Here is a 20,340-nt window from a genome sequence, read left to right as displayed (position 1 = left end):
GAACGTCTTCTGCGCTCAGTCCTTGATCCCGGACATCGTGATTCCCTGGATGAACGTCTTCTGGGCGAAGAAGAACAGGACCACGATGGGGATGAGGATGATGGTCGAGACGGCCATCAGCGGGCCGACCGCGGTGTCACCCTGGGCCCCCTGGAAGAACGTCAGGCCGAGCGACAGCGTGTACTGGCTCGACTTCGTGAGGTAGAGGAGCGGCCCGAGCAGGTCGCTCCACGACGCCAGGAACTGGAACAGCATCACCGCTGCCAGCGCCGGCTTGCAGAGCGGCAGGATCACCTGGATGAAGATCCGCAGCTCGCCGGCGCCGTCGATCCTGGCCGCGTCGGACAGGGCCTCCGGGATGCCGAGGAAGAACTGCCGCATCAGGAAGATGAAGAACGGGATGCCGAAGAACGTCGGGACGATGAGCGGCAGGTACGTGCCCGTCCAGCCGATGTCGCGGTAGGCCACGAACAGCGGGACCATCGTGACGTAGAACGGCACCATCATCGTCGCGATGAGGATCGTGAAGATGCCGTTGCGCCACGGCCAGCGGATCTTCGAGACGCCGTAGCCGACCATCGCGCTGGAGAGCGCGGCGCCGATCATCGACGGCACGCAGATCACCAGGGTGTTCCAGAAGTACTGGAGGAGCGGGAACGTGGCGAGCCCGTAGGAGAAGTTGCCCGTCGTGATGGTGTCCGGGAACCACTTCACGGGGAACGCCCCGATGTCCGCCTGGGTCTTGAAGGCCCCGGTCACCATCCAGAACAGCGGCATCAGGAACACGATGCTGAGCACGATGAGGACGGAGTGCTTCGCGATCGACTCGGCGATCTGCGGCCACGTGCGCCGGCGGTGCTGGGGGATCGGCTTGCTCGGGGCGGTGTTCCGCCCCGGCTCGCGGGCGGCCGCTGCGGCGGCGGTCGGGTTCTGGATGGCGGTCATCGCGCCTCACCTCCGTAGTAGACGCGCCGGCCGATGATCCGGTACGCCAGGATCGAGACGGCGGCGATGATGATGAACAGCACCCACCCGACCGCGCTCGAGAATCCGAGTTGGTAGTGGTAGAACGCCGACTGGTACAGGTAGACGCCGGACACCAGGGTCGAGCCGGCTGGATCGCCGTACCCGCCCGTCATCACGAACGCCTGCGTGAAGTACTGGAAGCCGGCGATGAGGCCCGTGATCGTCGCGAAGAGCAGCTGCGGGCTGATGAACGGCAGCGTGACGTTCCGGAACTGCTGCCAGGTGCCGGCTCCGTCGAGGGCGGCCTGCTCGAGGAGGTCCTGCGGGACGCCCTGCAGGCCGGCGAGCAGGATCACCATGAGGTTGCCGACGCCCCAGAGCCCGAAGAGGATCAGGGCGGGCTTGGACCAGTTCGGGTCCGAGAGCCATCCGGGGCCCTGGATGCCGAACAGCCCGAGGACGTTGTTGATCACGCCGTACTGCGGGTTGAGGACGTACGCCCAGATCACGGCGCTCGCGACGATCGGCACGATCGAGGGCACGAAGAAGACCACGCGGTAGAAGCCGAGGCCCTTCACCCGCCAGTTGAGCAGGAGTGCGAGCCCGAGCGCGACCGCGATGCCGAGCGGCACCGAGATCACCGTGATGAACAGCGTGTTGCCGAGGGAGAGCCACCACTGCCCGTCGGCGAACAGCTGGCGGTAGTTGTCCCAGCCGACCCACTGCCGCGCGCCGCCGAGCAGGTTCGCGTTCGTGAAGCTGTTCACGGCGCTGGTGATGATCGGTCCGCCGGTGAAGGCGATGAGCCCGATGATGGCGGGTGCGGTGAAGAAGAGCCCCCACAGGAAGGTCTGGCGCTGCGCACGGGTGCGCGGGATCCAGTGCGTGAACCAGGTGTCCTTGCCGGAGCGGGACCGGGGTGCGCTCGTCGTGATGCTGCGTGTGACGCTCACGGGTGCTCCTTCCGGAACTCGTCGAGGGCCGAGTTGACCTGCGCCGCGACGCTCTTCATCGCACGCTCCGGCGTCGTCTTGCCGTAGATCGCGCTGCTGACGGCGACGTCGAGCGCGGTCGCGTAGGTGCTGGCGACCGGGATGGTCGGGCGGATGTTGCGGGCGGTGAGCAGGCCCTCGCGGTAGATCGCGACGTTCGGGTCCTTGCGGAACTCATCGAGGACCGGGGACTTCGTGTACCCGGGCAAGAGCGTGCCGTACTCGAAGTTCGACTCGGTGCCCTTGTCCGACACCGTCGCGAACTGCAGGAAGTCCCATGCGGCGTCGTGCTCCTGGGACTCCTTCGGGATGAAGAGGTCGTACCCGCCGAGCCACGTGGCCCCGCCGGGCTGGCCGAGCCCCTCGGCGTACGGGAAGAGCGCGGCGCCGAGCTCGACCTTCGCCTTGTCGCCCTGCTTGTAGACGTTCGAGCTGTCGGTCGTGGTCATCGGGGCCATGCCGACGTTGCCGCTGGCGATCGACGGCAGCGTCTGCGACGGCGCCGTGACGGCCAGCTGGCTCGCGCCGCCGACCTTCTTCGCGTAGTCGCACATCCACTGCAGCGCCTGCACGATGTTGTCGTCGTCGGGCGTCGCGACCTGGTTGTCGTCGCTCATGAACTTCCCGCCGAAGGCGAAGCCCATCGTGAACATCGAGTTGCTGAAGCCGTAGTAGTCCCACGGGATGGTGCCGATCCGGGTGACCCGACGCCCGTCCTTCTGCAGGATCGCGTCCGAGAAGCGGTCGAGCTCGTCGATCGTCTTCGGCGGCGTCTCCGGGTCGAGCCCGGCGGCCGCGAAGACCTTCTTGTTCCAGAACAGCGGGAAGTTCACGTCGACCAGGATCGGGTGCGCCCAGATGCCGTCGGTCGCGGTCATCTGCTTCCAGACGGCCGGCGCGTAGTCCGCCTCGCCGAGGCCGGCCTTCGCCATGTAGTCGTCCAGGCGCGTCACGACGCCGTAGCCGGCGAACTGCGGGTACTCCTCTGGCGTGCAGAAGGCGAGGTCGGGCGGGGTGCCGGCGGCGATCGCGGTCTGCAGGCGGATCTGCGTGTTGCCGGACAGCGGGGCGTAGGTCACGCGGACCCCGGTGTGGGACTGGGACTTCTCGTACAGCTCCGCGAGCAGGACCCAGGCGTTGCCGAGCGTGCCGCCCCAGATGTTGTACATCTCGACGACGTGGTCGCGGCCCGCTGCCGGGTCCTTGCTGAGGCGGATGCCCTGCTGGTCGGCAGCGACCGCGCCGCCGGAGATCACGGTGCACCCGGCGAGTCCGACGGTGGCGGTGCCGGCAGCGAGTGCGGCGAGGAACGCCCGTCGGGACACGTCACGTGCCGCGGGCCTGGTGGGCGGGAATGGTGGTCTCGTCATCGAGTACCTCCGGTCGTCGTCGTTGATGATCGGGTGCCGTGGGTGGCGTTCATCGTGCGTGATGAATCGTTTCAGCGGTGTGGCGATGAATATACGCAACCGAGGTCACGCACGCCAGCCTTAATTCAGAATGATGGATGAAGTGGTGTCCGCGCGGTCCCAGTCGACGATCACGGCACCGGCCTCGTAGGTGGCCACCGGGTTCGCGAAGGGCAGCGGCCGCAGCTGTTCGGCGTCGACCAGGCGGAGCCCGGGCAGGTCGGTCAGCAGCCGGGTGATCGCCAGGCGGATCTCGAGCCGTGCGAGCTGCTGGCCGATGCAGCCGTGCGGACCGTGCCCGAAGCCGAGGTGGCCGAACGCGTCCCGGTCCACGTCGAAGCGCTCCGGGTCCTCGAAGTGCCGAGGGTCGCGGTTCGCGCCGACCGGGGACACCGACACGGTCTGCCCCGCGCGGACCCGCACACCCTCGATCTCCAGGTCCTCGGTCGCGGTCCGCGGGAACAGCGTCAGGAACATCGCGCCGGTGCGCATGAACTCCTCGACGGCCGGGGCGACCCATGCCGGGTCCGCTCGGAGTCGCTCGAGCTGGTCGGGGTGGGTCAGGAGCGCGACCGTCGCCGTCGCGATCAGGTACGCGACCGAGTCGTGCCCGGCGCTCATCAGCTGGAACACCAGGCCCTCGACCTCCTCGCGGGAGAACTCCGAGGCGAGCAGGTCGGTGATGACGTCCTCGCCCGGGTCCGCGGCGCGACGGTCGACGACCAGGCGGATGTGGTCGAACCGCTCCTGCGTCGTGGTGCCCAGGACGAAGTGCCGGGAGAACTCGGGGACCAGGTCTTCGGGCACGCCGATCACGCTGCAGTGCGTCCGCGCTGCGATGGGCTGGGCGTACTCGGCGAAGAGGTCGACCGGGCCGCCGGTGTCCCGCAGGTGTGCCAGCTGGCGGTCGACCGACGCGCGCACCTCGGGTTCGCGGCCGCGCACCTGCTTCACCGAGAAGCGGCCGGTCACCCCGCGGCGCATCCGCTGGTGGACGTCGCCGTCGAGGGCCAGGAGGTTCGCGGCGTCGATGGAGCGCCGCGCGGCGGCGTCGAGCGGCGGTGCAGGCGGTGGTGCGAGTGCCGGTGCGGGTCGCGGCGCGAGTGCCGATGCCGGGTCCGGGTCGTGGTCGGGCGCGGCACGCTCGGCGGGGTCGGTCGCCGGTCCTCGTGGCATCCGGTGCGGCATCTGGCTGAACCGCGGGTCGCCGAGCACGGCCCGCGCGGCGTCGTACCGCGTGACGACCAGGCCGACGTGCCCGTCCTGGTACTCGAGCGGTGCGGCGGGGCCGGACTCGCGCCACTCGGCGAAGCGCGGGGACGGGGTCAGTGGGGTGCTGTCGGCTGGGAGCTGGTGGAACGGACATCCGGACACGGTGGCCTCCTGGGGGTTCATGCCTGGACCGGCATGGATCGGACGAGTTCGGTGCGGGCGCTCCGGAACGCCCGTGGGGCGCCCCAGCCCACGATGCCGGTGATCGCGCCGGTGTCGTCGCGCTGGACGAGCACGTCGGCATCGGTGTGCGGGTCGGGCGATCCCGACCAGCGCGACAACGAGGACGCGGGGTCGAAGGTGCCAGCGGCCTGGATCCGGACGCCGTGCACCTCGGACCAGAAGAACGGGGTCGGCGCCGGCGTCGGAGCACTGCCGGCGATCGTCGCCGCGACCGAGAGCGCCTGTTCGACGGCGTTCGTCTGGTGCTCGACGCGGACTGCCCGGCCGGAACGCGGGTCCCGCCAGCGGGCGACGTCCCCGACCGCGTACACGTCCGGCGCGGCACGGCCCTGCTCGTCGCACCGCACACCGTCGGACACGTCGAGCCCGGACCCGGCGAGCCACGAGGTCCGTGGCCGGCCGCCGGTCGCCGCGACGACGAGGTCGGTGACGATGGACCCCCCGTCCCCGAGCGAGACGACGGAGCCGCGCCCCGCGACGCCGTGCCCCGCGACGCCGCGCACACCGGCTGCCGGGCGGACGTCCACGCCGTGGTCCCGGTGCAGGGCGAGCAGCCGATCGGACAGCAGCGTCCCGACGGTCCCGGCCGACAGGCGCCCGCTCCGCCCGACGAACACGACCCGGTGGTCGTCCCGTCGCGCGGCGGACGCGATCTCCGACCCGAGGACACCCGTCCCGACGACCGTCACGTGGCGGGCCGTGGACCAGGCCGCCCGGAGCGCGAGGGCGTCGTCGAGCGTCCGGAGCTGCCGGACGCCCGCGGCACCGGGGAACGACGGTCGCACGGCCTCGACCCCGGTCGCGATGACGAGCACGTCGTACGACAGCACCTCGTGCCCGCGCACGTCGTCCTCGACGGCAACGCGGTGTGCCAGGGGATCGAGTGCCGTCGCCGTGACCCCGGTCCGGAGCGTCACGTCGAGGTCGTGCAGCGCGGCGGCCGTCCGGAGCGTCGCCCGCGAGGGCTCCCACGAGCCGTCGAGTACCTGCTTCGACAGGGGCGGTCGGGCGTAGGGGGCGTGCGGTTCGGCGCCGAGGAGGGTGATCGGCCCGGTGTGCCCTGCGGCACGGAGCCCCTCGGCGCAGGTGACCCCCGCGACCGAGGCGCCGACCACGACGACGTGCACGCTCACTCCTCGATCGTGATCGCGCGCGCCGGGCAGAGGGCCGCCGCGCGCCGGGCCGCGGGCTGCTCCGCCCCCTCCGGCCGCTCGACGAGGAGCTCGACGATGCCGTCGTCGTCCTGGTCGAAGAGCTCGCCGGCGACGAGGGCGCACTGCCCCGCCCCGACGCACGCACTGGTGTCCGCGATGATCCGCATGGTGCCTCCCGTGGCTCCGTCGGCCTGGTGTCGACCGGTGCCACCGACGCTAGGTGGGCACGGGAGCGCGGCACATGGGCTGGCGACGCAGAACATGGACGTTCCGGTCAGCAAGGGCGCGATGTAGCCTCGCGGCATGGACGAGGGCGTCGGGCCCGTGGTGGTCGCGGCGAACTGGTACCGCTTCCGCGCGGGGGAGCGGATCCGGCACGAGCGCGTGCTGAGCGAGTGCTGGCTCTGGGTGCTCGGCGGCACCGGACGGGTGCGCTCGCACGGGGTGTGGTCCACGCTCGCCGCGGGCTCGGTCCTGCGGCTGCCGTGGGACCACGACGTCGAGTACCGTGCCGATGCGCGGTCGCCCTTCCGTCTCGGCACCGTCCACGTCGTGCCGCGGCACGCACGCGGGGTGCCGGTGGTGCCGGCGGTCGCCCACCAGCCCGGCGACCCGCTGTACGCGTCCACGGCGCGCGACGGCGACAGCGGTCGCCCCGAGGTCTCCGGTGCGTCCTCGGCGCGGGCGCGTCGGGTCGCCTCGCTCGGTCGGTACACGGTCGAGCGGTTCGTTGAGGGGCCGTGGGACGAGTCGACGTTCCGCGCGCTCGGCGAGCTGTTCCGCGCGGAGTCGGCACGCGCCGAGTCGACGAACCCGGCACCCCGGGGCGACGGCGGCCCGGCCGCACTCGAACGCATGACCGCGTTCGTCGTGGCACACCTCGACGTGCCGTTCCGCGTCGCGGACGTCGCCGCCGCGGGTGGGTGCAGCGTGTCGACGGCGGGTCGTCTGTTCACGGCGCACCTCGGCACGTCGGTGTCCGGCTGGGTCCGCGGCGCACGGATGCGCGAGGCCGCCGAGCTCCTCCGCACGAGCGGACTCCGTGTCGGCGAGGTCGCCCGGGCCGTCGGCTTCTCCGACCAGCTCTACTTCTCGCGGGTCTTCCGCGCCACCTTCGGGGAGGCGCCGAGCCGGTACGGACGCGGGCAGATCCGCCCTTGACACCGGACGCCCACACCGTGAATCGTTTCAGGCGGTCGGTGCGCCGGTGCACCGCGGCATGGAGGAGCGATGGAGCCCCTGGGCACCACGGACGGACGGATCGACGCGGTCGGCACCGCTGGAGCGGGGGTCCGGTTCGCCTGGACGCCGACCGGACCGCAGGCCGCAGCGCGGGTCGTGGTCCGGGACGGCGACGTCGTCGTCTGGGACTCCGGCCCGGTCGCGACGTCGGAACCGTGGCTGCGATCGCCGAGCGGCGTCCGGTTCGCACCGTGGCGGCGACACACATGGGAGGCCCGGATCGAGTCCGGCGGTCCGCCCACCACCGCGCGCGGTGGGTTCACCCCCGCCCCCACCGACGAGCACGCCTGGCACGGCGCCGAGTGGGTCGCCGCGACCGACGGCGCGCCAACCACGGACGGTGCCAGGAACCGTTCGCGGGACGGCAGCCTCGCCGCTCCCGTGCTCGAGCGGACGATCGGCGCCGGGGCCCCGGTGACGCGTGCGCTCCTCGCCGTCGCCGCCGGCGGGCACGTCGACGTCCGCGTGGACGGGCACCTCGCCACGGACGAGGTCCTCTCGCCGAGCACCACGCACTGGGACCGTCGGGTCCAGGTCGTCCTGCACGACCTGACGGCCGCCTTCGCCGACGGTGCCCGACATGACCTGGGTCTCGAACTCGGCCGCGGCTTCCACGGCATGACCAACGCGAACGTGTGGTCCTGGGAGCGTGCGCCGTGGCACGCCGAGCCGCGCGTCCGGGCAGTGCTGCGACTGGAACGCGCGGACGGGGCGGTGGAGGTGGTGCCCACCGGGCCGGACTGGACCGCGCGACGCGGGACGATCCTCCTGGACGACCTGTACGGAGGAGAGGTCCACGACCTCCGCCGTCGACCCGGCCGGCCGTCCGCCGGACCCGCGCGCCCCGCCGTCGTCGTCCCCGGCCCCGCGGGCCGGCTCGAAGCACGGCTCGAGCAGCCGATCCGGGTCGTCGAGGAGCTCCGGCCGGACGCCGTCGCCGAGGCCGCGCCGGGGGAGTGGGTGGTCGCGTTCCCCCGGGTGGTCGCCGGGTGGGTGCGCCTCCGGTTGCCCGGCGGCGCTGCCGGCACCACGGTGCGGATCCGGTACGGGGAACGCCTCCGCGCCGACGGGCTGCCGAACGCGGACGACGAGAAGCACTACTTCGCGGACGGGTTCCAGACCGACGAGGTGACGCTCGACCAGGACGCGGTGACCTGGGAGCCGCGGTTCTCCTACAAGGGCTTCCGGTACGTCCAGGTGTCCGGCTGGCCCGGTGCCGCTGGTCCGGCGCCGTCGGACGTCGTGGCCTGCGTGGTCCGGACCGACGCCGCCGTCACGAGCACCTTCACGGTCGACGACGACCTGCTGCAGTGGATCCACGACGCCACCGTGCGGACGATGGAGAACAACCTGCACGGGTACCCGACGGACACCCCGAAGTACGAGAAGAACGGGTGGACCGGGGACGCGGCCGTCGGGGCCGACATGTTCCTGACGAACCTCGACGCCGCCGCCGTCCTGACGAAGTGGGTCGGCGACCTCGCGGAGACCACCGCTCCCGGGCACCCGCCGGCGCTGATCGCCCCGAACGCCGGCGTCTTCGGTGTCGACGAGCGGGCGCCCGTGTGGCACGCGGCACTCGTGACGGTGCCGTGGGACCTTTACCGGCACACCGGCGACCCGACCGTGCTCGAGCGGCACGTCGAGACCATCGAGGAGTACGCGCACTTCGAGCTCGCCCGCTCGCCCGGCGGCATCGCGGACACCATCCTCGGCGACTGGGTCGCCCCGGGCACGGACCCCGGTGGCGGCAACCCGCCCGAGGACTCCCGCGTCCCGGCGACCGCGTTCCTGGTGCGGATCCTCGACACGGTCGCCCGGATCGACGACGTGCTCGGGCGGGACGGCGCGTGGGCGGTCGCCGCGGCCGACGATGTCCGCCGCGCCTTCGTGGACGCGTTCCTCGTCGACGGCGTGGTGCGCGGCCCGCGGGACGAGGGCTTCCGGCAGTCGCACCAGGTGCTCGCGCTCGCGTTCGACGTGGTGCGCTCGCCCGCCGACCGGGCCTCGATCGCCGCGTCGCTCGCCGCGGACGTCCGGGCGCGCGGCGACCACCTCGACACCGGGGCGATCGGGACGAAGTGGCTCCTGCCGGTGCTCACGGACGCCGGGTACGCGGACGTCGCACTCGCGGTCGCCCGGCAGACGACGGTGCCGTCGTGGGGTGCGTGGCGGGCGGCCGGCGCGACGTCGACGTTCGAGCACTGGGACCTCGCGGCGCGGTCGCACGGGCACTACTTCCTGGGCACGGCGGACGACTGGCTCACCGGGTACGTCGCCGGGCTGCGGCCCCTGGAGCCCGGGTGGCGGCGGTTCCTCGTCGCGCCGGCGGTGTGCGGGCCCGTGCGGGCGGCGTCCTGCACGGTGCGGACGCCGTACGGCAGTGCCGGGGTGCGGTGGTCGGCGGACGGTGCTGCGGTCTCCGTGACGGTCGACGTGCCGCCGGGGACGACGGCGGCGGTCCGGTTGCCCGAGGGGTCCTCGACGGAGTTCGGTGCCGGGGTGCACACGGTCTGAGCGCGTCGGCCTGAGGTCCGCGGGACGATCCCGGCGGGGGTTGCGCGCTCACGGCGCATCGGCCAGTATGCGAGATGTTGCACGCAGGACACCAGGAGGCCGTTGATGTCCACCATGACGAAGACCCGCACCGTCGCAGCGGTGACCGTCCTCGCCGGAGCCGTGCTGCTCGGCGCGACCCCGGCGCACGCCGACCCGGACGCGCCCGGCTGCACCGTCACCTCGGCGGAGGCGGACCACGTCCACGGGGTCGTCGTGTTCGACCTGCGGTGCGACGAGCCCCGCGACGTCGTCGTCGACGCGACCGCCTGGCACGGCGACGCCGACGACCACGACCTGGTCGATGCGCAGACCGTCTCGAAGCACGTGGCTGCCGGGGAGCAGTGGAGCTCGGCGATCGCGTTCGCGACCGACACGGACCCGTCGACGGACCAGGTCACGGCACAGGTGCTCTCCTGGATCGACCAGGGCGACACCCGCGAACGCCCGGCCGTCCTCGCCACGCTCGCCGGCTGACGCTGCCGGGTCCTGTCCAGGCGGCTGCTGGCGGCCGTGGCTAGCGTGGTCGCCATGCAGACCCCCGCTCCCGGCACGCTCCGCGTCCTGCACCTGTCCGACACCCACCTCACCGGCGACGGCGCCCTGCACCAGGGCACCGTCGACACCACGGCGGCGCTCGACACCCTGCTCGGACGGCTCGACGAGGTCGAGGGAGTCGGCCTCGTCGTCGTCTCCGGGGACGTCTCCGAGGACGGTTCCGCGGAGTCCTACGCGGTCTTCCTCGAGCGCGTCGGGGGCTGGGCGACCCGGCACGGGGCGGCACTCGTCACGGTGCCGGGCAACCACGACCAGCGCGAGGGGTTCCGCCAGGTCCTGGCGAACGGGCACGTCCTCGGCGAGGGCGGCCGCCCCCTGATGCACACGATGGAGTACCACCCGCCGACGGTCCCGGTCTGGGGACAGTCGCTCGTCGCCGGGCGCCGCGTCGTCACCGTCGACACGAGCGTGCCCGGCGCCGGATACGGCGCGCTGAGCGGGGAGACGCTGGACCGCCTCCGGACGGCGCTCGCCGAGGACGCGGGCGCGCCGTACGGGTCGATCGTCGTGCTGCACCACCCGCCCCTGCCCGCGCCGACCGCACTGCACGAGGCGCTCCGGCTGCAGGACCCGGGCGCCCTGGCCGACGTGCTCCGGGACACCGACGTGCGGGTCGTCCTGGCCGGGCACTACCACCACCACTTCGCGGGGAGCATCGGCGGGGTGCCCGTCCTGGTCGCGCCCGGCGTCGCGAACGACACCGACGTGATCGGGCCCCACGGCGCCGAGACGGCCTACGTCGGCACGGGCGCGCTCGTCGTCGACGTCGCCGAGGACGGCTCGCTCTGGTCGACACCCGTCCGCGTCCCCGTCCCCGGATCGGACACGGTGGCCGTGCACCACGACCCCGACGCGGTCGCGGCGATCATCGCCGCGGCCGGCGTGCACTGAAGCCGGCCCTCCGATCGCCGCAGGGCGCGAGGCGGACGCGCACCGAGCCTCCGGACCGATGCAGCGCAGCTTCGCGGGGCGCGAGGCGGACGCGCGCCGAGCCTCCGGACCGATGCAGCGCAGCTGCCGGTACCCCGGACGCGCAGGCAGTTCCGCGGCAGCGCGAGTAGGCCGGTGCAACAACGTCCGAAGGAGTGCGCCATGCGAACCGGCAGTGCAGTGCAGTACGACCGCTACGGCGGATTCGACGTCGTCGAGCTCGTCACCCAGGAACAGCCGAAGCCCGGTCCGGGCGAGGTCGTCGTCGAGGTCTCGGTCGCCGGCCTGAACCACATCGAGCGGTTCCTCCGCGAGGGGCGGCTGCAGGACCACATCGACCTCGAGTTCCCCGCGCACCAGGGTGTCGACTTCGCCGGTGTGGTCCGGGCCCGTGGCGCCGAGGTCCGGGACCTGCACGTCGGCGACGAGGTGATGGGGCACGCACCCCACGGCGGCGCGCACGCGACGTGGGTGACCGTCCCGCGAGGCGCGGTCGTGAAGAAGCCGTCCACCATGACGTTCGAGGTCGCGGGCAGCCTGTACCTCGCCGGGTGCACGGCGCTGTCCGTGGTGCGCTCGCTGAAGCTCGGCCCGGACGACACCGTCGTGGTCAGCGCTGCCGCCGGCGGGGTCGGGCACATCGAGTGCCAGCTCGCCCACGAGGCCGGCGCCACCGTGATCGGCCTCGGGAGCCCGCGCAACCACGACGCCCTGCGGCAGATCGGCACGCTCCCGGTGGCCTACGGCGACGGGGAAGAGGACCGGATCCGGGAGATCGCCGAGGGCCGGCCGATCACCGCCTTCATCGACAACCGCGACGACGGGGAGAACGCCGCTCTGGCCGCCTCCCTCGGCGTCCCGGAACAGCGGTTCGTGTCGAGCGAGGACCGGCGCGACCTGGAGATCCGGTTCCTGCGGGCGCCGGGGGACGACCAGGAGGCGGCCGAGATGCTCACCACGCTCGGGGACCTGGTGCAGCGGCACAAAGTGCAGTTCATCATCTCGGGGTACTACCCGTTCGAGTACATCGTCGACGCCTACGAGGACCTGGCGGAGATGCACTCCCGGGGGAAGGTCGTGGTCGGGATGCAGCCGGTGGAGACCGGCTCGCGCCTGCACTGGTACAAGTCCGAGAAGTCGCGGGACCTGCGGGACCCGGTGCCGAGCGGGACGCCGGCGCGGCCGGAAGCGCAGTAGCGGGACCGCGGAGCCCCGGCGCCCTGCGCCACGGCGGCCGCCCCGTTGCCGTCTAGCTCAGGACGTCCTTCGTCGCGAACCGGCCGTACGCCAGGGTGCCGAACACCGCGACGTAGCCGAGCTGCAGCAGCGCGTTGCTGCCGAACGAGTCGAACGCGATCGGGTCGCGGAGCAGGTCCCCGAACCCGAGCCACTGGTGCGAGAACAGGAACGGGTGCAGCCAGTCCAGTTGCGGCAGCTGGTCGAGCACCTGGGAGGCGCCCGCCAGCACGACCGTCGCGGCCATGGCCCCGACCGGGACGTTCGTCAGCGACGACGCGAACAGCCCGATCGCGGACAGCCCGAGCATCGACAGCGTGACGTAGAGCGCGAGCAGCAGTGCGCGTCCGGCGTACGACCACCCACCGACCTGGGTGCCGGAGAGCAGCGTCACCGGTCCGATCGGGAACAGCACGGCACCGATCGCCGCGCCGACCAGCACGATCAGCAGCGTCGCGGCGAGGCAGAACGCGACGGCGCCGGCGTACTTCACGAGGATGAACCGCAGGCGCCCGGTCGGTGCGACGAGCAGGTACCGGATCGTCCCGTGGCTGGCCTCGCCGGCGACCGTGTCACCGGCGACGACCCCGACCGTGAGCGGCAGGAACAGCGGGATCGACACCGTCAGCGCGGTGAACGACACGAACAGGCCGTTGTTCGTGATGTCGCCGAGGAACGCCGGGCCGCCGGAGTCGTCGCCCGTGGTCAGCCGGACGGCGACCGCGATGAGGATCGGCACCAGGGCGAGTGCCCCGAGCATCGCCCACGTGCGGCGACGGCGGAACACGAGAGCGAGTTCGGAACCGAGCAGCGCGAACGGCCGGGAGCGCACCGTGCGCTCAGGCTGCGACATCGAAGCCCTCCCCGGTGAGCGCGACGAAGAGGTCCTCGAGCGTGCCGCCACCGACGGCGAGCCCACGGACCCGGACATCGGCGCGGACGAGTTCGGTCACGATGGTCTCCGGGAGGAGCTCGGCGGGCAGGTCGGCCTCGAGGGCGTCGGCGCCGCCGTCGTGCCGCGGGGTGAGTCCGAGCCGCATCAGCACCGACCCGGCCTGTCCGAGGTCCGGCGTGCGGACCGTCACGGTGCGTGCGCCGGCCGAGCGGAGGTCGTCGAGGGTGCCCTGCGCGACGAGCTTCCCCGTGCGCATCACCCCGGCGTGCGTGCAGACCTGCTCGATCTCGGCGAGCAGGTGGCTCGACACGAAGACCGTCGTGCCGTCGTCCGCCAGGGACCGGATGAGGTTGCGGACCTCGCGCGTGCCCTGGGGGTCGAGGCCGTTCGTCGGCTCGTCGAGGACCAGCAGGTCGCGCGGCGAGAGCAGCGCGTTCGCGAGCCCCAACCGCTGCTTCATGCCGAGCGAGTACGCGTGGGCCTTCTTGTCCGCCGCGTGCGACAGCCCGACGCGGTCGAGCGCGGACGCGACACGGTCCTTCCGGCTGCGGGGGTCCGACGTCGGATCGGCGGCGTCGAACCGACTGAGGTTCGCCCGCCCGGAGAGGTACGGGTAGAACGCCGGGCCCTCGACCAGGGCCCCGACCCGCGGCAGCACGCTGTGCAGCGCCGACGGCATGGACTCGCCGAGCACCTCGATGGTGCCTCCCGTCGCCGACGACAGCCCGAGCAGCATCCGGATGGTCGTCGTCTTCCCGGATCCGTTCGGCCCGAGGAAGCCGAAGACCGCACCCCTCGGGACGGCGAGGTCGATGCCGTCGACCGCGCGCTGCTTGCGGAAGACCTTCTGGAGGCCGTTGGTGCGGATCGCGAGGTCGCTCGCGGTCACCGGGATGGCCGCGCTGGTCGGGTCGGCCGCCCCGGTCGGGTCGGCTGCCGGTTCGGTCGGGCTCACTTCGCGGCGGCGACCAGGCTGGACACCGGCACGGCGCCCGCGATGACACGGCCGTCGTCCGTCAGGTACACGGACACGAGCGAGGTCTGGATCGCGCGGCCGCCGTCGACGGACTTCGTCAGCTGGTCGAGCAGCGCCGATGCGTCGTCACCGAGGCCGCTCTGGTCGGCGGTGCCTGCGGGCAGTTCGGCGATCGTGGACCAGCCGGAGCCGGTCAGCGTCGGAGCGCCGTCGTGGCCGCCCGCGTGCTGGCCCTTCGCCTGACCGGCGTGGTCGGCGGCGTCCGAGAGGTCCTTCGTCGTCACCGTCGCGCCGGACGGCGGCGTGAAGTCGAACAGCCGGGAGGCGGGGGCGCCGTAGGACAGGCTGGTGAACCGCACCTGGAACGCCGGGTCGGACTGCCCCTTCGCCGCGATCGTGGCGCGGAGCGGCAGCCCGCTCTGCTTGTCGACCGCGAGCTGGACACTGCCCACCAGCGTGCCGGACGACTTCGGCGTCAGGGTGATCTGCCAGGCGCTCTGCCCGGCGACCTTCGTCGTCATCGGCTTCGAGACCGTGGTGCTCGGGCGGATCGCGGCGATCGCCTGCTCCGCGATGTCCGCGGGGGTCGTCGTCCCGCGCTGCAGGGACTCGGCCGTGCCCTTCGGCAGGGTCACGTGCGTGGCCTCGCGCGCCTTCGAGTCCCATGTCCAGACGTCGCTGCCGTTGCGGACCAGGTCCTGTTCGGCGAGCTGTTCGGTGACCTGCACGCGCTGCTTCGTCGCCCCGTCGACGTACACGCGGGCGGTGTGCGACGCGGTGAGGAGGCTGAGCGCGTCGGACGCGTCGCCCTCCAGGGAGGAACCGCCGGACCCCGTCGGGAGCTCGGGCAGCCCGAGGTCACTGGTCTGCGAGAGCTTGCCCGAGTACTGGGCGTCCGAGGACTTCGCGACGCTGGCGATCACATCCGCCGCGGTGGGGTCCGCCCCGGCGATCGGCGTGCTCGCGGCGTTGGCGAGTGCCGGCGCGGCGATGGCCCCGGCGACGACCACCGGTGCGATGACGGCGGGCAGCCATGCGGACTTCTTCATCGGGTTCCCCTCGGTACGGCGTGCGGGTGATCAGCACACTAGGTCGGGCAACCGACAGTCCGCTGTGCACCGAGGCCGCTGTGCACCGACGCCCGGACCGCTCGGGCTACGCCGACGCGTCCACCCCGGCCGGGGCGCTGCCGTCGTAGGAGCAGATCGCGGCGACCTTCTCCGCCGACGCCGACGACGTGTCGAACTCGTACCCGAGCCACTCCTTCGCGAGGCGTCGGGCCAGCTCCACCCCGATCACGCGCTGTCCCATGCAGAGCACCTGCGCGTCGTTCGAGAGCACCGACCGCTCGACGCTGTACGAGTCGTGCGCGGTGACGGCCCGGATGCCGGGGACCTTGTTCGCGCTGATCGCGACACCGAGTCCGGTCCCGCAGATCAGGATCGCCCGGTCTGCCTCGCCTGCGGCGACGAGTCGAGCGGCGTCCACGGCCACGTGCGGGTAGGCGGTGTGCCCGTCGGCGTCGACACCGACGTCCACGACCCCCGAGACGCGGTCGTCGGCGAGCAGGTCGCGCTTGATGATCTCCTTGTAGTCGAACCCGGCATCATCCGAGCCGATCACCAATCGGTACGTCATGCGCCCAGTCTGCGCGGGGCCGGGACATTTGTCCAGCACACAATTTCTGCACCGGGCGGCGCGCTACGATCGCCCCATGTCGGCCGAGACCCCCACCCCGGACGGCGCCCGCAGCCGTTTCCCGCTCGACACCGTCTACCAGGCGGCGCGGATGTACTACCTCGAGGACGCCACGCAGGTCGAGATCGCCTCCCGGCTCGGTGTCTCCCGCCCGACGGTGTCGCGCCTGGTGTCCGAGGCCCGACGCGCCGGACTGGTCCGGATCGAGGTCGTCGACCCGTTCCAGGACGAGACGGTGGCGCTCGCCGAACGGCTGCAGGTCGTGCTCGGCCTCCGGGCGGTGCACCTCGCCGCGGTCACGCACGCCGCGACGCTCGGGGCCGACCTCGCCGCGCCGGTCGCCGCGGCCGTCGAGGGCATGGCGCTCCAACCCGGCGACGCGGTCCTGATGTCCTCCGGCCGCACGGTGTACGACGTCGCGCGCTCCGGGATGCCGCAGCTCCACGGCGTGCAGCTCGTGCCGACGGTGGGTGGGCAGGCGGACCCGATGCCGTGGTTCCAGACGAACGAGATCACCCGGACGGCCGCCGAGCGCTCCGGAGCGATCCCGGCGTTCCTGTTCGCGCAGGCCCTGCCGTCGGGGGCGATGCGCGCGACGCTCGACGAGGACCCGGCGTTCCAGCACGTGATCGGGCTCTGGGGTCGGGCGAAGGGCGCGATCCTCGGCATCGGGGCGCCGATCCCGACACGGGACGCGATGACCCGTGGCATCCCGGTCGAGGACGAAGCGCTCGACCGCGCCGCCGGCGACGTCTGCCTGAACTTCTACGACGCCGACGGCCGCGCGATCGAGTTCGCCGGCAGCGACCGGATGGTGCGGACCTCGCGCGAGGTCCTGTCCGCCGTCCCGCACGTGGTCGGTCTGGCGGTGGGGGAGTCGAAGGTCCCGAGCATCGTCGGGGCGGTCCGCGGCGGCCTGGTCAACGAGCTGGTGACGGACGCCGCGACGGGGCGCGCCCTGCTGGACGCGCTCGCCTGAACCGGCCGCCGCCGATCGCCGGCCCGCCTACACGCGACCGCGCCGCACGTCCCAGAGGTGGTGCACCGGGTCGTGCGCGTAGTAGGTGGCGAGCGTCGCGACCGTGAACGCGCTGCCGTCCGAACGGAACCCGGTGCGCTCGAGCTGGTCGTCGCGGACGTCGTCGAACGCCCGTGCGGCCCGGTGTGCCGCCTCGCCGAGCTCCCGCGCGACCGTCGCCGGGTCCTGCTCGCCGTAGCGTTCCTCGGCCGCGGTCACGTCCTGGTCCCAGTTCGGGAACGTCGGGCCGTCCTCGGCGAGCATGAGCTCCAGGCGCTCGGCCATCTTCCGGTGCACGTCGCGGACGTGGGCGCCGTACTCGAGCGGCGACCAGGTGTGGTCGTCCGGTCGTTCCCGGACGTCGTCGCGAGCGAGTTCCCCCGGCCAGCCGGACGTGTTCGCATCGATGATGCCCGGCACGTCGCGGATCGTCACCGTGCTGCCGTCGTAGCCGCACTCCGGGCACGCCGCCTCGATGACCCAGGTCCAGTTCTTCGTGTCCGGTTCGATCGCCATGACGCGATGGTATGACCTCCCTGCGGCCCAGGAGTGCTCCGGTCGGGCTCACAGAACTCTTGCGACACGGTAGGGGTCGGTCGACTCGTGCCGTGTCGAACTGCCACCGACCAACTGGGCACGGACGCGCGTTCCGTAGGGTGGCAGCATGCGACTGCTGCTCATCCGACACGGCCAGACCCCCGCGAACGTGAACGGCGTCCTCGACGCCGAGGTCCCCGGGCCCGGGCTGACGGAGCTCGGGCAGCAGCAGGCGGCTGCGTTGCCGGAGGCCCTGGCCGACCGTGGCATCGAGAAGCTCTTCGTGTCGAGCATGATCCGGACGCACGTCACGGCGGCACCCCTGGCCGCATCACTCGGGATCGACCCCGTGGTGCTCCCCGGGCTCCGCGAGATCGAGGCCGGCGACCTGCAGGGAGCGCGCGACGCGACCTCCGTGCAGCGGTACCTCGCCGCGTGCTACGCGTGGGCGTCGGGGGAGCGCGAGGCGCGGATGCCCGGCGCGGAGACCGGCGAGGACTTCTTCGACCGCTACGACGACGCGATCCGGCAGATCGAGGACACGGGCGCCTCGGTGGCCGCCGCGTTCAGTCACGGCGCGGCGATCCGGATCTGGTCGGCCGTGACCGCGCAGAACACGCCCAACGACCTCGGCGCGAGCCGGCACCTGGAGAACACCGGTGTCGTGGAGCTCGAGGGATCCAGTGCCGACGGCTGGCGCCTCGTCGACTGGGAGGGTGAGCCGATGGGCGGCGACGACCTCGTCGACCGGACCGCGCAGGACCCGACCGGCGAGCGGTTCTAGCCACGCGCGTGGGCGGGACCGCAGACGGACGGGAGGCCCGGTGCCAGCTGGCACCGGGCCTCCCGTCCGCGCGCGCTCCGCGTGTTGCGACGCGCCAGCGGCGCGCGGCGCCAGCGCCGACCGAGCCTGCGAGGTCGGTCGGAGGACGCGCTACGACGCGTGGGCCGCCGTCGCGGTCAGGGGCACGATCACGCCGTGCGACTCGCGCAGCACGTCGAGGGTGCGCTGGACCTCGTCCGCGCGCTCCTCCGGCGTCCAGCCGAGGACGCCGGCGAGCACGTCCGCGAGCTCGTCGAGCAGGTCGATGGTGACGCCGCCGACGAACGCGAGGTTCGTCCGGCGGAGTACCACGTCCACCAGGTGCACGGCGTGCTCGTGCTGTGCGAAGTACGCGACCTCGGCGCGGGTGAGGGCGGGGTCGGACTCGAGCGGCTCGACCGGGCCGTCCGTCAGGACGTCCACGACCTCGGCCGCGCGGGTGCCGTAGCGCTCGAGCAGCCCCTCGACCAGTCCGGCGTCGAGACCGTCGCGGTGCGACTTGACCCAGAGCGCGCGCTGCGCGTCCGTGGTCGGGAACTCCTTGCCGCCGCCGATCGCCATGCCGGTCGTGTCGACCTTGCGGGCGACGCTGAGCTTCGTGGTGGCCTCGGTCGACAGGTGCGCGGCGAGGGCGCGGAAGGTCGTCCACTTGCCGCCGACGAGCGACAGCACGGTGCTCTTCGGCAGGCCCGCGATCGGGGTGTCCACGATCCGGTAGTCACGGGAGACGAAGCCGGGGGCGGTGTCCTCGTGGCGGGGGAGCGGACGGATGCCGGAGTAGCTGTAGACGATGTGCTCGCGCGTCACGTCGATCTGCGGGAAGACGTGCTTCACGAGGCCGAAGAAGTAGTCGATCTCCTCGTCCGTCGTCGTCACCGGCTTCGACGGGTCGGCGTCGATGTCCGTCGTGCCGATGAGCACCCGGCCCTTGAGCGGGTAGATCAGCACGATGCGGCCGTCGTTGTTCTCGAAGAACAGCTCGCGGCCCTTCGTGGCCTCGAGCAGCTCGTCGTTGTGCACGACGATGTGGGAGCCCTTCGTGCCGCCCATGAACTTCGTCTCGCCGCCGAACGCGCCGTTGGTGAGGTCGGTCCAGGGGCCGGAGGCGTTGATCACGACGTCGGCCGTGAAGACGAACTCGTCGCCGGTCTCGCGGTCGCGGAGCAGGACGCCGCCGTCACGGGTGCCGGCTGCCTCGACGTAGTTCGTCGCACGGGCGGTGCTCTGGGCGTCGGCGCCGGTGCCCGCCGCCAGGCCGTCCTTGAGTACGTCGAGCGCCAGGCGCTCCGGTTCGTGGACGGAGGCGTCGTAGTAGGTGCCGGTGTACTTGAGGTCCTTGTTGAGGGCCGGCATGTCCTCGAGCGCGGCCTTCTTGGTGCGGAAGACGTGCTTCGGGACCGAACCGCCGTCGCGCGAGAAGGAGTCGTAGATCGTCATGCCGATCTTGATGAGCATCGCGCCGCGCTCCTTCGTGGAGCGCTGCTTGTGCGTGAGCATGCGCAGCGGGGCGTTCATGATGCCCGAGAAGGTGGAGAAGATCGGCATCGTCGTCTGCAGCGGCTTGACGTAGTGCGGGGCGATGCGGATCAGGCCGTTGCGCTCCTGCACGCTCTCGCGCACCAGACGGAACTCGCCGTTCTCGAGGTAGCGGATGCCGCCGTGGATCATGTGGCTCGACGCCGCTGAGGCGCCGGAGGCGTAGTCGCCACGCTCGACGAGCGCGACGTCGACGCCCTGCAGGGCGAGGTCGCGGAAGGTGGCGATGCCGTTGATGCCGCCACCGACGATGAGGACCTGTGCGTTCGGGCGCTCGGTGAGGTTCGTCACCGTGCGTCGGGGCTGCGTCGTCTTCGACATGTGCGTACGCGTCGCTTTCTGGGGTCGGTTCGCTGGGT

19 protein-coding genes are annotated in these 20,340 nt (G+C 72.3%); 7 read left to right on the top strand and 12 right to left on the bottom strand.

Going from position 1 to position 20,340, the window contains the following annotated elements; translation table 11 throughout:
- Window positions 1–15: 15 nt before the first annotated feature.
- The 6 genes from ACIPJY_RS13415 to ACIPJY_RS13390 form a co-directional block, all read right to left on the bottom strand.
- On the bottom strand, window positions 16–945 hold the full coding sequence (locus ACIPJY_RS13415; RefSeq protein WP_400461618.1) for a carbohydrate ABC transporter permease: 930 nt from the start codon (window positions 943–945) through the stop codon (window positions 16–18).
- Window positions 942–1,919 carry a carbohydrate ABC transporter permease gene (locus tag ACIPJY_RS13410; protein WP_400461621.1) on the bottom strand — a complete coding sequence of 326 codons (978 nt, stop codon included), beginning with the start codon at window positions 1,917–1,919 and terminating at the stop codon, window positions 942–944. Before ACIPJY_RS13410 ends, ACIPJY_RS13415 begins: the two co-directional genes overlap by 4 nt.
- On the bottom strand, window positions 1,916–3,328 hold the full coding sequence (locus tag ACIPJY_RS13405; protein ID WP_400461624.1) for an extracellular solute-binding protein: 1,413 nt from the start codon (window positions 3,326–3,328) through the stop codon (window positions 1,916–1,918). The genes ACIPJY_RS13410 and ACIPJY_RS13405 overlap by 4 nt, the downstream gene beginning before the upstream one ends.
- Before the next feature lie 120 nt (window positions 3,329–3,448).
- Entirely contained in the window at window positions 3,449–4,741 is a 1,293-nt protein-coding gene (locus tag ACIPJY_RS13400) for a cytochrome P450 (protein WP_400461627.1), read from the bottom strand.
- A 17-nt stretch (window positions 4,742–4,758) separates the two neighbouring features.
- Window positions 4,759–5,955 (bottom strand): NAD(P)/FAD-dependent oxidoreductase, encoded by a 1,197-nt coding sequence (locus tag ACIPJY_RS13395; protein WP_400461630.1) that lies wholly within the window; start codon window positions 5,953–5,955, stop codon window positions 4,759–4,761.
- Window positions 5,952–6,143: a ferredoxin gene (locus ACIPJY_RS13390; protein ID WP_400461633.1), complete on the bottom strand. Its 192-nt coding sequence runs from the start codon at window positions 6,141–6,143 to the stop codon at window positions 5,952–5,954. The genes ACIPJY_RS13395 and ACIPJY_RS13390 overlap by 4 nt, the downstream gene beginning before the upstream one ends.
- Window positions 6,144–6,279: 136 nt before the next feature.
- On the opposite strand from ACIPJY_RS13390, the gene ACIPJY_RS13385 reads away from it, so the two are divergent.
- The 5 genes from ACIPJY_RS13385 to ACIPJY_RS13365 all read left to right on the top strand — a co-directional run bounded on the left by ACIPJY_RS13385 (window position 6,280) and on the right by ACIPJY_RS13365 (window position 12,459).
- Window positions 6,280–7,137, top strand: coding sequence for a helix-turn-helix transcriptional regulator (locus tag ACIPJY_RS13385; RefSeq protein ID WP_400461636.1), 858 nt, complete (start codon window positions 6,280–6,282; stop codon window positions 7,135–7,137).
- Window positions 7,138–7,206: 69 nt separating this feature from the next.
- Window positions 7,207–9,735: a family 78 glycoside hydrolase catalytic domain gene (locus ACIPJY_RS13380; protein WP_400461639.1), complete on the top strand. Its 2,529-nt coding sequence runs from the start codon at window positions 7,207–7,209 to the stop codon at window positions 9,733–9,735.
- Between the two features lie 105 nt (window positions 9,736–9,840).
- Window positions 9,841–10,251 (top strand): hypothetical protein, encoded by a 411-nt coding sequence (locus ACIPJY_RS13375; RefSeq protein ID WP_400461642.1) that lies wholly within the window; start codon window positions 9,841–9,843, stop codon window positions 10,249–10,251.
- A gap of 54 nt (window positions 10,252–10,305) precedes the next feature.
- Window positions 10,306–11,223 carry a metallophosphoesterase gene (locus ACIPJY_RS13370; protein WP_400461645.1) on the top strand — a complete coding sequence of 306 codons (918 nt, stop codon included), beginning with the start codon at window positions 10,306–10,308 and terminating at the stop codon, window positions 11,221–11,223.
- Window positions 11,224–11,424: 201 nt separating this feature from the next.
- Window positions 11,425–12,459, top strand: a complete 1,035-nt coding sequence (locus tag ACIPJY_RS13365; RefSeq protein ID WP_400461648.1) for an NADP-dependent oxidoreductase — start codon at window positions 11,425–11,427, stop codon at window positions 12,457–12,459.
- A gap of 52 nt (window positions 12,460–12,511) precedes the next feature.
- On the opposite strand, the gene ACIPJY_RS13360 is transcribed toward ACIPJY_RS13365, so the two are convergent.
- From ACIPJY_RS13360 to ACIPJY_RS13345, 4 genes are all read right to left on the bottom strand, one after another.
- Window positions 12,512–13,351 carry an ABC transporter permease gene (locus ACIPJY_RS13360; RefSeq protein WP_400461651.1) on the bottom strand — a complete coding sequence of 280 codons (840 nt, stop codon included), beginning with the start codon at window positions 13,349–13,351 and terminating at the stop codon, window positions 12,512–12,514.
- Window positions 13,338–14,288, bottom strand: coding sequence for an ABC transporter ATP-binding protein (locus ACIPJY_RS13355; RefSeq protein ID WP_400462333.1), 951 nt, complete (start codon window positions 14,286–14,288; stop codon window positions 13,338–13,340). Before ACIPJY_RS13355 ends, ACIPJY_RS13360 begins: the two co-directional genes overlap by 14 nt.
- Before the next feature lie 56 nt (window positions 14,289–14,344).
- Window positions 14,345–15,418: an outer membrane lipoprotein carrier protein LolA gene (locus ACIPJY_RS13350; RefSeq protein ID WP_400461654.1), complete on the bottom strand. Its 1,074-nt coding sequence runs from the start codon at window positions 15,416–15,418 to the stop codon at window positions 14,345–14,347.
- A 106-nt stretch (window positions 15,419–15,524) separates the two neighbouring features.
- Window positions 15,525–16,007: a ribose-5-phosphate isomerase gene (locus tag ACIPJY_RS13345; RefSeq protein ID WP_400461657.1), complete on the bottom strand. Its 483-nt coding sequence runs from the start codon at window positions 16,005–16,007 to the stop codon at window positions 15,525–15,527.
- 76 nt (window positions 16,008–16,083) lie between these two features.
- Between ACIPJY_RS13345 and ACIPJY_RS13340 the strand changes: the two genes are divergently transcribed.
- On the top strand, window positions 16,084–17,046 hold the full coding sequence (locus tag ACIPJY_RS13340; RefSeq protein WP_400461660.1) for a sugar-binding transcriptional regulator: 963 nt from the start codon (window positions 16,084–16,086) through the stop codon (window positions 17,044–17,046).
- Window positions 17,047–17,073: 27 nt separating this feature from the next.
- Here ACIPJY_RS13340 and ACIPJY_RS13335 read toward each other — a convergent pair whose 3' ends face one another.
- Window positions 17,074–17,601 (bottom strand): DinB family protein, encoded by a 528-nt coding sequence (locus tag ACIPJY_RS13335; RefSeq protein WP_400461663.1) that lies wholly within the window; start codon window positions 17,599–17,601, stop codon window positions 17,074–17,076.
- Between the two features lie 148 nt (window positions 17,602–17,749).
- Between ACIPJY_RS13335 and ACIPJY_RS13330 the strand changes: the two genes are divergently transcribed.
- Window positions 17,750–18,406, top strand: a complete 657-nt coding sequence (locus tag ACIPJY_RS13330) for a histidine phosphatase family protein (protein WP_400461666.1) — start codon at window positions 17,750–17,752, stop codon at window positions 18,404–18,406.
- Between the two features lie 150 nt (window positions 18,407–18,556).
- Here the strand turns inward: ACIPJY_RS13330 and ACIPJY_RS13325 are convergent, their stop codons facing one another.
- On the bottom strand, window positions 18,557–20,302 hold the full coding sequence (locus ACIPJY_RS13325) for an FAD-dependent oxidoreductase (RefSeq protein WP_400461668.1): 1,746 nt from the start codon (window positions 20,300–20,302) through the stop codon (window positions 18,557–18,559).
- Between the last annotated feature and the right edge of the window lie 38 nt (window positions 20,303–20,340).

It is taken from the genome of Curtobacterium sp. NPDC090223 (genome assembly GCF_044746585.1).
GTDB lineage: Bacteria > Actinomycetota > Actinomycetes > Actinomycetales > Microbacteriaceae > Curtobacterium.
Note: the sequence above shows the minus strand (reverse complement) of the source record. Positions and strands in the feature narration are given on the sequence as shown.